Source organism: Streptomyces sp. NPDC028305, assembly GCF_055569495.1.
In genome coordinates, this window is sequence record NZ_JBVHTN010000006.1 from 301,366 (window position 1) to 313,647 (window position 12,282).

Consider the following 12,282-nt stretch of genomic DNA (forward strand, 5'->3'; position numbering starts at 1 on the left):
CGAAGCGGCCGTCAGGGCAGCGCCAGTTCCGCCCAGATGACCTTGCCGTCGGCCGTGTAGCGGGTGCCCCAGCGCTCCGCGAACTGCGCGACCAGGAACAGCCCGCGGCCCCCCTCGTCCGTCGTCGCCGCGTACCGCAGATGCGGCGAGGTGCTGCTGGTGTCCGAGACCTCGCAGATGAGATTGCGGTCGCGCAGCAGCTGCACCCGGATCGGGCCCGCGGCGTAGCGGATCGCATTTGTGATCAGTTCGCTGAGCACCAGCTCCGCCGTGAACGCCACGTCCTCCAGGCCCCAGTCCGCCAGCCGGCGGATGACCTCGGCGCGCACCTCGGCCACCGCCGCCGGCTCGCACGGGACGTCCCAGCTCGCCACCCGGTCGGCGGCCAGCACCCGGGTGCGGGCCACGATCAGCGCTATGTCGTCGGTGGGGCGCGCGGGCAGCACCGCGTCCAGTACGTCCGCGCAGGTCTCGTCGGGGCTGCGGCCGGGGTGGGCGAGGGCGTCACGGAGCAGTGCGAACCCGGCGTCGATCTCCCGGCTGCGGTCCTCGATGAGCCCGTCGGTGTAGAGCACCAGTTGGCTGCCCTCGGCCGGCTTCAGCTCGGCCGTCTCGAAGGGCAGGCCGCCCACGCCCAGCGGCGGCCCGGCGGGCACCTCGGGGAACTCCACCACGCCGTCCGGGGAGACCACCGCGGGCGGCGGATGTCCGGCCCGGGCCATGGTGAAGCGCCGGGTCACCGGGTCGTAGATCGCGTACAGGCAGGAGGCCCCGGTGATGCCCGCGCCGCCGCCCTCGTTCCCCTCCGGGGGCGGGTCGCCCTCGTCCTGGTCGATCCGGGCGACCAGGTCGTCGAGGTGGGAGAGGATCTCGTCGGGCGGCAGGTCGAGGGTGGAGAAGTTGTGCACCGCGGTGCGCAGCCGCCCCATCGTGGCCGCCGCGTGCAGCCCGTGCCCCACCACATCGCCCACCACCAGCGCCACCCGCGCCCCCGGCAGCGGGATCACGTCGAACCAGTCACCGCCCACCCCAGACTCCGCGGGCAGATAGCGGTACGCCACATCCAGCGCGCTCTGCTCGGGCAGGGCGCGGGGCAGCAGGCTGTGCTGGAGCGTCACCGCCATGGTGTGCTCGCGCGTGTAGCGGCGGGCGTTGTCGATGCAGACGGCGGCGTGGGCGGCCAGCTCCTCGGCGAGGGAGATCTCGTCCTCCTCGAAGGGGTCGCGCTTCTCCGTGCGCCAGAAGCTGACCATGCCCAGCATGACGCCCCGGGCCCGCAGCGGCACCGTCACCAGCGACCTCACGCCGTAGTCGACGACCAGACCGGTCCGCCCGGGGTCCTGGGCCCGCCATCCGTCGGCCTCCCGCAGGTCCGGCTCGACCACCGCCTGCCCGCTGCCGAACCCCCAGGCCTGCGGGGTGGAGGCGACGAACGAGAAGCGGGTGCCCACCGGGTAGAAGGGGTGGTCGTCGCGGATGCCGTGGACCGCCGCGCGGGACATCTCGATGCCGCCCACCGCCAGCGGCTCCTCGCCGCGCAGCACGGGCCCGGCCAGGTCGACGGTGACGAAGTCGGCGAAGCGGTCCACCGCGACCCGGGCCAGCTCCTCGGCGGTCCGGCCCACGTCGAGCGTGGTGCCGATCTCCACGCTGGCGTCGTAGAGCAGCTTGAGGTGGATCTGGGCCTCCTCGGCCCGCCCCGACAGCGCGCGCAGCTCCGTGGAGTCCCGCAGGGTGGTCACGCTGCCGGGCGGGCCGCCGTCCCGGTCCGTGGGGCGGTTGTTGACCGCCAGCAGCCGGTCCCCGGCCACCAGCACCTCGTCGGAGACGATCTGTCCCGACGCCAGCACCTCGGCCATCTGCGGCTCCATCCCGAGCTCGGTGACGGGCCGGCCCTCCGGGTGCTCGGGCAGGGCCAGCAGCCGGCGGGCCTCGTCGTTGGCCAGCAGCAGCCGGCCGTCCCCGTCGACGATCAGCACGCCCTCCCGTACGGAGTGCAGCACCGCGTCGTGGTGCTCGTACATGCGCGTCATCTCGCCCGGGTCCAGGCCGCGCGTCTGCCGCCGCAGCCGCCTGCTGACCAGCGCCGTGCCGCCCGTGGCCAGGGCGAGCGAGGCGCCGGCCGCGCCGACGAGGATCGGGATCTGCCGGTTGGCCAGACCGCTCACCTTGCTGACCGTGATGCCCGAGGCCACCAGGCCGATGACCTTGCCGTGGCTGTCGGTGACGGGCACCACGGCCCGTACGGAGGGGCCGAGGGTGCCGGTGTACGTCTCCGTGATGGTGTGGCCCTGGACGGCGGCGCGGTAGTTCCCGAGGAAGTGCCGGCCGATCTTCGCGGTGTTGGGGTGGGTGTAGCGGATCCCCTTCGTGTTCAGGACCACGACGAAGTCGACGTCGGCGTCCTTGCGCGCCGCTTCGGCCCGCGGCTGGAGCACCGCGGTGGGGTTGGAGGAGCGCAGCGCGGGGGCGATGCCGGGTGAGTCGGCGAATGTCTCGGCGACGGCGAGGGAGCGGTGCCGGGCCTCGTTGGTGGCGTCGTGCCGGACCTGGAGCACCAGCGCGATGGACGCGGCGGCGACCAGCAGCAGGACGACCACCAGTTGCAGCAGAAAGACCTGGCCGGCGACGCTCCGCGCGCTCAGCCAGGACCCAGGGCGCCGCCCTGCCGCCTCTGGGCGCTCACGCCGCCGACTCCGTGGGCGCCGACCGGGGGACATGCGGGCAGCCAGTGCCCACGATCGGCCCATATACCGGGCCATACCCCTACATCTACACCGCGTCCTCCCGGAAGGCGAGCCACCTCGCGCCCTGAAAGTGCCGACCCTGGCGGCCTATGCAAACCTGAAAAGGGGTAAATAGCTACATATGCCGCAAATCATCGGCCATCCGGCCGACCGTCGGCAGGGACGAAGGAGCCCAACAATGGCCAGTCACGTCGGTGGAGTTCAGCCGCAGGCCGCGCCCAGTGCGCACCACCGGGCGGCGGCGAGCGGATGGCTCGTCTTCGGTGGCATCATGTTGATCTTCGCGGGGCTGATGGCCCTCGGCCAGGGGATCTCGGCCATCCGCAACGACCAGGTGTTCGTGGTCACGCACCACTACGCCTTCGCGTTCGACCTCACCGGGTGGGGCTGGGTCCACGCGATCGTCGGCGCCGTCGCCGTGATCGCCGGTGCGGCCGTGTTCACCGGTGCCATGTGGGCCCGGGTGACCGGCGTGGTGCTGGCGGGGCTCAGTCTGATCGCGAACTTCCTGTGGCTGCCCTACTACCCGGTCTGGGCCGTGACGCTGCTCATCCTGGACGCCCTCGTCATCTGGGCGCTGTGCGCGGGGCCGAGCTCGGCCGAGCGGGCGGCACAGGCACAGATGTGGGGAGGACGGCAGGGACCGCAGGGACCGCAGGGACCGCAGGGACAGGCACAGTCGCAGTCGTCATGGGGGCAGCAAGGACAGCAGGGGCCGCAGGGGCCGGGCCCGCAGGCGCAGGGGCCGCAGGGACCTCAGGGACAGCCGTAAGGGCCGGGCCCGCGGGTCACAGGGCGATGACGACCAGCGCCGTGTCATCCGCCACGGTCCCGCCCATGACCCCCAGGTCGATCAGCAGCACGTCGGCCAGGGCCTCGGGCTCCAGCTTCCCGTTCCGGGACAGGCTCTCGGCGAGCCGGCCGATCCCGGCGTCGATGTCCTCGCCCCGGCGCTCGATCAGCCCGTCGGTGTAGAGCACCAGGATGCCGCCCGGGGTGTACGGGAGAACGGCCTCGGGCCGCTCCACATGCTCGAGCTCGAGGCGGGCACCCAGCGGCGGATCGGTGGCCTGGTCGAGCTGTACGACATCCCCCTCGGCCCGCAGCAGCAGCGGCGGCGGATGGCCGGCGCAGCTGTAGGCGATGGTCCGCTTCGACCGGTCGATGACGGCCTGCACGGCGGTCGCGGCCAGCGCCCCCTCGATGGAGCCCGCGTACAGACCGAGCGCCTCCAGCGCCTTGGCGGGTCCTTCCACGACCCGGATCGCCGCGCTCAGCGCGCTCCGCAGCTGCCCCATCACACAGGCGGCCTCCAGCCCCTGGCCCACCACATCACCCACCGCCGCCGCGATCCGGCCGTCGGGCAGCTCGAACACCTCGTACCAGTCGCCGCACACATTCAGCGAGCCGACGGCGGGCCGGTAGCGGACCGCCACCCGCAGATGCAGCCCGGGGACCAGCGCGGGCAGCATGGCCTGCTGGAGGGCCAGCGCCGTCGCCCGCTCCCGGGCATGGGCCTCCCGCAGCCGCTCGTTCAGCTCCTGGAGCTCCTGCGCGCGGGTGTAGAGGTCGGCGTCCATCGCCTCGGTGTGCGTGAACGGCACCTGCGCCCGCCCCTGGACGAAGTCCGTCACGTCCTCCACCCGGTGGATGATCATCTGCACCGAGCCGTCCGGCCCGAGGACGGGGATGTTGATCGGGCTCCAGTACCGCTCCTCGAACCGCCCCTCGCCCCGCCTGGCCCCGCCCTCTTCGCCGGGTGCGGGGATGTCGTACTTCTGGAGCGCCATGCTGTCCCGCTCCCCGGTCGCCAGGACCCGTTCGAGGGAGGCGCCCAGATTGCGGGTCCCGGTGGCCTGCGGGTCCGCCGGGTTGTCGGGGAAGGCGTCGAAGATATGGCGGCCCAGCAGGTCCCCGCGCCGGGTCCGGGTGGCCTTCAGATACGCCCGATTGACCGCGACGATGACCAGATCGGGACCCACCACCAGATTCGGACTCGGAGTGGCCTCGAAGAGAGCCTCGTAGTCGATCTGCTGTCCCGTGGCCTGCTCCCTGCTCGTGCCCTGCCACGCCGCGCCCGCGGTAGGAGCCGCGTGCTTATGCCCAATGTATGGCGGGGCCGCGCTTACCGCACGCGGCCGGGGTGCGCGGCCGGGGTGCGGTGACGGGCGGGAAGAGCGAGGCTGAAGCCATGCTGCTGGCCGATGTCGCGCGTACCTCCCGCGAGGTCGCGGCCACCTCCGCCCGCTCGGAGAAGGTCGCCGCCCTGGCCCGGCTGCTCAGCCGCGTGGAGCCCGCCGAGGCACCCGTGGTGATCACCTATCTCGCGGGCAGGCTGCCGCAGCGCCGCATCGGGGTGGGCTGGGCCGGGCTGCGGATGCGCCCGGAACCGGCCGCGGGGCCCCGGCTCGGCGTGCTCGACGTACACCAGGCCCTGGACCGGGTCGCGGCCGTCTCCGGCACCGGCGCCGCCGGCGAGCGCAAGCGGCTGGTGTCCCGGCTGATGTCCGACGCCACCGAGGAGGAGCAGCGCTTTCTGCTCGGGCTGATCGGCGGGGAGCCGCGCCAGGGCGCGCTGGACGCGCTCGCCGTCGAGGGGCTTTCGGCCGCGGTCGGCGCGCCCTCCGCCGAGGTGCGCCGCGCGGTGATGCTGGGCGGCTCGCTGGGCGCTGTCGCCCGGGCGCTGGTCGAACACGGGCCGCCGGCGCTGACCGGGTTCCGGCTGGAGGTGGGGCGCCCGGTGCTGCCGATGCTCGCCCACAGCGCCCGGGACCTGGACGAGGCCATGGACCGGCTCGGCCCCTGCGCGGTCGAGGAGAAGCTGGACGGCATCCGGGTGCAGGTGCACCGGGACGGGGAGACCGTACGCGTCTACACCCGCACCCTCGACGAGATCACCGACCGGCTGCCGGAGGTGGTCGCGGCCGCCCGCGAGCTGGCGGTGGAGCGGGCGGTCCTCGACGGCGAGGTGATCGCCCTGGGCGCCGACGGCCGGCCCCGGCCGTTCCAGGAGATCTCCGGCCGGGTCGGCTCGCGGCTGGACGTGGCCGGGGCGCGCGCCTCGCTGCCGCTGTACCCCGTCTTCTTCGACCTGCTCTCCGTCGACGACCGGGACCTGCTCGACCTGCCCGCCCGCGACCGCCACGCCGAGCTGGCCCGGGTGGCCCCCGGCCCCCGGCGGGTCCGCAGGCTGGTGGCCGAGGAGCCGCGGGACGAGGCGACCCGGCGGGCGGCGCGGGAGTTCGCCGCCGACGTGCTGGCCCGCGGGCACGAGGGCGTCATGGCCAAGTCCCTCGACGCCCCGTACAGCGCGGGCCGGCGCGGCGCGTCCTGGCTGAAGGTCAAGCCGGTGCACACGCTCGACCTGGTCGTGCTCGCCGCCGAGTGGGGCCACGGCCGCCGCACCGGCAAGCTGTCCAACCTCCACCTCGGCGCCCGGCGGCCGGACGGCACCTTCGCCATGCTCGGCAAGACCTTCAAGGGCCTGACCGACAAGCTGCTCGGCTGGCAGACGGAGGCGCTGCTGCGGCTGGCGGTCAGCGACGACGGCTGGGTGGTGCGGGTGCGGCCCGAGCTGGTCGTGGAGGTCGCCTTCGACTCGCTCCAGCGGTCCTCCCGCTATCCGGCGGGGGTGACGCTGCGCTTCGCGCGGGTGCTGCGCTACCGCGAGGACAAGCCGGCGGCGGAGGCGGACACGGTCGAGACGGTGCTGACGCTGCGCGGCGGGTGAGGGCCGTACGGCCGTACGGGGCCGGTCGCGGACCCGCTACCGCCCCAGGGCCTTGCGCGCCAGCCGATAGGCGACCAGGTCGGCCACCGAGATCAGCGGCAGCAGCCTGCTGGCCGCGAGCCGGCTGAGGTCCTCGTAGTCCGCCGGCTCCCAGTCCGGCGTGACGACCGCGCAGATCGCGGTCACCCCGGAGAGCCCCGCCAGCCGCGACAGGTCGACCGCCGCCTCGGCGTGGCCGTCCCGCTCCAGCACCCCGCCGGGCACCGCGCACACCGGGAACACATGCCCCGGGCGCCCCAGCTGCTCAGGGGCGGTCTGGGGGTCGGCCAGCGCCTGGACGGTGCGCGAGCGGTCCCGGGCGGACAGGCCCGTGGTGGTCGGCCCCAGCAGGTCGACGGGGACGGTGAAGGCGGTGCTGAGCAGCCCGGTGTGCTCCTCGTCCGCCACGATCCGCGGCAGCCGCAGATGCTCGGCGCGCCCATGGGGCAGCGCCACGCAGACCATGCCGGAGGTGTGGTCCAGCAGCTGCCTCAGCGCGCCTTCGTGGGCGTGCTCGGCGGCCAGCAGCAGAGCGCCCCGGTGATCCTTGGACGTGTCGTCGAAGACGATGACGAAGCCGCCCTCGGCGAACGCGTCGATCGCCTGCTCGACCGCCAGGAGGCGCTCGGGTGCGACCGTCTGCTCAACCACTGTCATGGGGAGGAATTTTGGCACATGCCAATGGAACTGACGACGTGTCAATGCTCACAAAGTAAGGGCGAGCACACCATCAGTAACCTCCGGCCGCCACCACCGCGCCTTCAGGGGCCCGCGCGAGAATGAGAGCTCGCCCGATCGAGAGGGTCAGTGTGGAGACGACAGTCGCGGAGGACCGAGCCGCCGAGCCCGTACATCCCGTACGCCGCTTGGTACGGCCCGTACGCCGCTTCGCACGCCCCCCGCGCGGGCGGGCCCGGCAGGTGGCGGCCTGGTGCGCGGCGCTGCCGCTGGCCGTGGTGAGCGTGGTGCTGGGCTGCCGGGCCGCGGACAGCGACGGGATCACGCCCGTGCCCCAGCTCCTGGCCTTCCTGCCCTGGCTGCTGGTCCCCGCGCTGCTCGGCCTGGTGCTCGCGGCGGCGGCGCGCTGGCCGCTGGGGTGCGCGTGGGCGCTGGCCGCGGCCGCGGTGACCGGGTGGTTCATCCAGCCGTACAACCCCGGCCCGGCGCCCCGCCCGCGCGGCCCGGTGGTGGCGCAGGTGCGGGTGCTGACCGCCAATCTGGAGTTCGGCGGGGCCACGAAGGGGCTGGTCGGCGCGGTGCGGCGGGAGGACCCCGACCTCGTCTCGGTCCAGGAGTGCGACACCCGCTGCGCGGCGGCGCTCGACGCGGCCGCCATGCGCGAGACCTACCCGTACCGGAAGGTCATCGCCGTCCCCGGCGACGCCGCGCACGGCTCGGCGATCCTCAGCAAGTACCCGCTCACCCCCGAGGCCGGGGTGTCCGGCAAGCTGGCGATGCCGGGGGCCGTCGTACGGATCGCCGGGCGGCCGGTCCATGTGCAGGTGGCCCACCCGATGCCGCCGATGCCGGGCCGGCTGGACGTCTGGCGCACCGAGCTGGGGCGGCTGCGCGCGTACGCCGCCGACCGGGGCGACGAACCCACCCTCATCGCGGGGGACTTCAACGCCACCCAGGACCACGCCGCCTTCCGGTCCCTCCTGGACACCGGGATGCGGGACAGCGCACGGGCGGTGGGCAGGGCGCGGACGCCCAGCTGGCCGAGCGTGACGGCCCCGGCGCTCGGCGCCCAGATCGACCACGTCCTGGTCAGCGAGGCGCTGCGACCCCGCGCCGCCCGCTTCCTCGATCTGCCGAACACCGACCACCGGGCGCTGCTGGTCGACCTCGACCTGCACTGACGGCCGTCGGCCCGCGCTCCGCCCGCGCCGCTCAGCTCTCGCTCGGGTTGTAGGAGTTGGCCACCTCGAAGGGGTCCGGCTCCAGGCCCTCCGTCGGCCAGCGCTGCTCCCGCTGCCACTGCTCGTTCTCCAGCGCCAGCGCGTCCCACAGCAGATTGAGCGGATGGCTCGGATCGTAGTGGGCGCGCTCCCCGCGCCGGGTGAAGGCGCCGAGCAGCACCTCCAGCCGCGGCCCGGTGTCATTGACCAGCTCGACGGCCCGCATCCCGCGCCCGTACGCGACCCGCGGGTCCCCGGCCGCGTCCGCGACGCCCTTGGTGACCAGCATGCAGCCGCGCAGCAGGCCCGAGCGCAGCAGCTCGAAGCCGTAGGTGACGGTGTCGATCTCGGCGGCGATGTGCAGCTTGTTGCGGTAGTCGGCGCCGAACCAGCTGTGCAGCACGCCCGCCATCAGCCCGCTGGCCGAGATGACGAGCGGCAGCGTGCGCAGCTCGCTGCTGGGGGCGGTCGGGCCGGGCAGCCGGGAATGCGGCAGATTCGTCAGCAGCGACACCCCGCTGCGGCGCCACTCCATCACATCGAACGCGTTGAGCTCGTTGTCGACGTCGTTCGCCTGCGGGGTGGTCACCACGGAGCCGCAGACCAGGTCCACGTCCTTGGCGCGCAGCTTGCCCAGCACGTCCCGGGTGCGGACATGCCCGACCTTCAGCTCGATGCCGCGCTGCTCGAACTCCTCGGCCACCCGCTCGCCGGCGCCCGCGAGATAGCCGAGCGTGAAGCGCGTGGTGCCCACCATCAGGGTTTTGCCGAGCCGGCGGCGGGATTCGTGAATGCCCTCCAGCCAGTCGCCGAGCGTGTCGCGCGCCAAATTGACCAGGGCCTCGCCGGTGCCGGTGAACAGCACGTCCTTGCCGCGGCCCTGCTTGAGGACGAGCGGTTCGCCGCACAGATCCCGGAAGTTGCGGTTCATCGTGTCCAGCTGCTTTTGCACGCTCGACTGTTCCCGGCCGAGCACCCTGGCGGCGCCCAGCGCGGTACCTGTCTCATGCACCACGATCAACGTGCGGAGCTGGTCCATCGTGGTGTCCATGAGCGCGAGTGGGCTCTGCAGCAGCCTGCTTCGCCCGTTGGCCGTCGGTGGTCCGAGCGGCCCGGGAATGGCCATGAATCCGTCTCGCTTCCCAACTCTGCCCGATTTATGGACTCTCGAGTTTAGCCCCGGGATGCTTGATCACGTGGCTTTCGGAAGTCGGCCGCGCCCCATTGACGACGCAATGGCCCCTCATCAGCGACCGATCGAGGCTCATTTCGGATAAGCGCGGATTTACCGTCCCTATGCACGTACGACATGCGCCTACGACATGCGCGCACGACATGCTCGCACGGCGGCCACGCGCCGCGTGTCCCCCTACGCCGAGCGGCGGAATTGCCCCGGACCACAACTGACCCGCATGTCAGTTGAATTGATCTCCGGGACAATTCCGCCGCAGTCGAGAATGCCGAGAATTCCGAATAATTCTCGGCCCGGATCAGGCGCCGATGTCGCCGCCGTCGCGCCGCCACACGCTGATCACCGACGGACGGGTCAGCTTGCCCGGGCCGTCGGGCCAGGTGGACGCGGGCCTCTCCACGCTCGCCCCGTCGACCTCGCCCGGGTGCTGCACCGCCACCATGACCCGCCGGTCCTGGACGATCGGACCGCAGGTCTCGGCCCCGGTCGGAACGGTCAGGAACTGCTTGACCTCACCGCTCCTGGGGCCGGACGTCGCCACCCCGAACAGCCCGTCGTGGCTGCCCAGCGCGTTGCCGTCGGTGGAGATCCACAGGTTGCCGTACGCGTCGAAGGTGATGTTGTCCGGGCAGGAGATCGGCGAGACCTGGTCCTTCGGGAAGCCGCCGAAGTACGTGCTCGGGTCCGCCGGGTCGCCGCAGACCAGGAACAGCCGCCAGCTGAAGCGGCGGGCCGCCGGGTCGCCCCAGCGCTCGGTCAGCTCCAGGATCTGGCCGTGCTTGTTGCTGTTGCGCGGGTTCGCCTCGTCGGCCGGGGCCTTGCCCGCCTTGCCGCGGTCGCTGTTGTTGGTGAGGGCGACATACACCTTGCCGGTGCGCGGGCTGGGCTCCACGTCCTCCGGGCGGTCCATCTTTGTCGCGCCCACCTTGTCGGCGGCCAGCCGCGTGAAGACGTAGACCTCCTCGGCCGTCATCCCCTCGACATACGAGGTGGTGCCGCTCGCCAGCGCGATCCACTCGCCGGAGCCGTCGAACTCGCCGTCCTTCGGCAGCTTCCCGGTGCCGTCGATCTCGGCGGCCGGGCTGTCCCCGGTGAACTTGGCGACGTACAGCGTGCCCTCGTCGAGCAACGTGCGGTTGTGCTCGCGCGCGGCCCGGCTGGTGCCCTTCATCATCCGCTTGGACGAGACGAACTTGTAGAAGTAGTCGAACTTTTCGTCGTCGCCCATGTAGAGGACCGGACGGCCGTCGTCGGTCAGCCGGGGCTCGGCGGCCTCGTGCTTGAACCGGCCCAGCGCGGTCAGCTTGCGCGGCGTCGACTCCGGGTCGTACGGGTCGATCTCGATGACCCAGCCGAAGCGGTTGGTCTCGTTCGGCTCCTGCGCCACGTCGAAGCGCTTGTCGAAGCGCTCCCACTTGCGCTCGGTGGCCGCGCCCGCCAGGCCGTAGCGCTTGAGGCGCGCGGCGGTGGTCGGGTCGGTCACCGAACCGGCGTTGGCGAAGTACTGGTTGAAGTTCTCCTCGCCCGACAGGACCGTGCCCCACGGGGTGATGCCGCCGCCACAGTTGTTCAGCGTGCCCAGGATCCGCTTGCCCGTCGGGTCCGCCGAGGTCCGCAGCAGCTTGCTGCCCGCGGCCGGGCCCGTCACCTCGAACGGCGTGGTCGCGGTGATCCGGCGGTTCAGGCGGTGGCGCGACACGGCGGTCAGCTTGCCGAGCTTGCGGTCCTCCTGCGTCGCCACCACGGACAGGCCGTGCGCGGCCCAGGCGATCTCGGCCTGCTCGCGGGTCGGGTTCGCCGCGTCGTACCCGGCGAACATCAGCACCTCGTCGGTGTACTCGTGGTTGACCACGAGCAGCTGGCGGTCGCGCTCGTGCGGGATGTCCAGCACGGCCATGTAGTCGTTGTTGTAGCCGAACTGGCCCGCCTGCGCCTTCGCGGACTGGTTGGCCGGGTCGAACGCCGGCGCGCCGCGCAGGATCGGGTCGCCCCAGCGGATCACCACGTTCTGGTCGTGCCCCTCGGCGACCACGACGGCGTCGGTGGTGTTGGGCGCCACGGGAGAGAAGCGGAGGCCGCGGGCGGCCTTGCCCGCGCCCTTGTCGGCGGCCTGGGCCACGGCCGCCCCGTCGGCCGCCGCGGCCTCCGGCGCCCGCCCCACCGCGGTCACCCCGGCCGCGGCCGCGACCGAGACCACGGCGCCGGCGCGCAGCACCGAACGGCGGGACAGCGCACCGGCTATGACGTCACCGATGTAGCCGTTGTCGCTCGTGTTCGGCACCTCGTGGAAACAGGCGTCACCACAGCGGTACCGGCATGTGAGCGCGGAACGACCGCCCGGGTGTGAGCTGATGAGCGGCAGAAGCTTGCGCACGTCTTACCCTCCGTACGGATTGCACGCATCGATTGCGCGTGGACCGTCCGGCGCGCAACCCACGCCGCCACGGTGTCGGGACCCCATCCGGGGCGAAGCTATGGGCGTAGAGCCGCGGACCGGCGACCGCCGTCTGAATCACGAGTGAACGGCGGGTAACCGGAATCGGCAGCTGAGTACTGCTGAAGGGCCCGCTAGCCTTTCCGCACCACGGACATGTACCGCCATGCCCCGGACTCGACACGTGATGAGGTATCTCCCATGGCCATACGGGACCTACTGCGCAAAGTTTTCGGACGCTC

General features: G+C 72.6%; 8 protein-coding genes. 3 read left to right on the forward strand and 5 right to left on the reverse strand.

Annotated elements, in window-relative coordinates; translation table 11 throughout:
• Positions 1-11: 11 nt before the first annotated feature.
• The gene (locus ACZ4WQ_RS26795; RefSeq protein WP_398375718.1) at positions 12-2,762 is read right to left on the reverse strand and encodes a SpoIIE family protein phosphatase; all 2,751 of its coding nucleotides are present in this window, start codon (positions 2,760-2,762) and stop codon (positions 12-14) included.
• 163 nt (positions 2,763-2,925) lie between these two features.
• Here ACZ4WQ_RS26795 and ACZ4WQ_RS26800 point away from each other — a divergent pair, with 163 nt between their 5' ends.
• Positions 2,926-3,519, forward strand: a complete 594-nt coding sequence (locus ACZ4WQ_RS26800) for a DUF7144 family membrane protein (RefSeq protein WP_468022469.1) — start codon at positions 2,926-2,928, stop codon at positions 3,517-3,519.
• A 16-nt stretch (positions 3,520-3,535) separates the two neighbouring features.
• Here the strand turns inward: ACZ4WQ_RS26800 and ACZ4WQ_RS26805 are convergent, their stop codons facing one another.
• Entirely contained in the window at positions 3,536-4,729 is a 1,194-nt protein-coding gene (locus tag ACZ4WQ_RS26805; RefSeq protein WP_398375716.1) for a PP2C family protein-serine/threonine phosphatase, read from the reverse strand.
• 209 nt (positions 4,730-4,938) lie between these two features.
• On the opposite strand from ACZ4WQ_RS26805, the gene ACZ4WQ_RS26810 reads away from it, so the two are divergent.
• Positions 4,939-6,477: an ATP-dependent DNA ligase gene (locus tag ACZ4WQ_RS26810; RefSeq protein WP_361191220.1), complete on the forward strand. Its 1,539-nt coding sequence runs from the start codon at positions 4,939-4,941 to the stop codon at positions 6,475-6,477.
• A 36-nt stretch (positions 6,478-6,513) separates the two neighbouring features.
• Here ACZ4WQ_RS26810 and ACZ4WQ_RS26815 read toward each other — a convergent pair whose 3' ends face one another.
• Positions 6,514-7,173, reverse strand: coding sequence for a 3,4-dihydroxy-2-butanone-4-phosphate synthase (locus tag ACZ4WQ_RS26815; RefSeq protein WP_361191178.1), 660 nt, complete (start codon positions 7,171-7,173; stop codon positions 6,514-6,516).
• A gap of 152 nt (positions 7,174-7,325) precedes the next feature.
• Between ACZ4WQ_RS26815 and ACZ4WQ_RS26820 the strand changes: the two genes are divergently transcribed.
• Positions 7,326-8,375 carry an endonuclease/exonuclease/phosphatase family protein gene (locus ACZ4WQ_RS26820; protein WP_468022470.1) on the forward strand — a complete coding sequence of 350 codons (1,050 nt, stop codon included), beginning with the start codon at positions 7,326-7,328 and terminating at the stop codon, positions 8,373-8,375.
• Positions 8,376-8,406: 31 nt separating this feature from the next.
• Here ACZ4WQ_RS26820 and ACZ4WQ_RS26825 read toward each other — a convergent pair whose 3' ends face one another.
• Together ACZ4WQ_RS26825 and ACZ4WQ_RS26830 are read right to left on the reverse strand one after the other, a co-directional pair.
• Entirely contained in the window at positions 8,407-9,465 is a 1,059-nt protein-coding gene (locus ACZ4WQ_RS26825; protein ID WP_398375712.1) for a LysR family transcriptional regulator, read from the reverse strand.
• 439 nt (positions 9,466-9,904) lie between these two features.
• A complete protein-coding gene (locus tag ACZ4WQ_RS26830; protein WP_468022471.1) occupies positions 9,905-11,980 on the reverse strand; it encodes a PhoX family protein in 2,076 nt (691 codons plus the stop codon).
• Positions 11,981-12,282: the final 302 nt, after the last annotated feature.

Excerpts from the sequence above, each read along its gene's own strand:
- ACZ4WQ_RS26825 (WP_398375712.1), bottom strand. The coding sequence starts at position 9,465 with ATGGACACCACGATGGACCAGCTCCGCACGTTGATCGTGGTGCATGAG.
- ACZ4WQ_RS26800 (WP_468022469.1), top strand. The coding sequence starts at position 2,926 with ATGGCCAGTCACGTCGGTGGAGTTCAGCCGCAGGCCGCGCCCAGTGCG.
- ACZ4WQ_RS26795 (WP_398375718.1), bottom strand. The coding sequence starts at position 2,762 with ATGGCCCGGTATATGGGCCGATCGTGGGCACTGGCTGCCCGCATGTCC.
- ACZ4WQ_RS26815 (WP_361191178.1), bottom strand. The coding sequence starts at position 7,173 with ATGACAGTGGTTGAGCAGACGGTCGCACCCGAGCGCCTCCTGGCGGTC.
- ACZ4WQ_RS26810 (WP_361191220.1), top strand. The coding sequence starts at position 4,939 with ATGCTGCTGGCCGATGTCGCGCGTACCTCCCGCGAGGTCGCGGCCACC.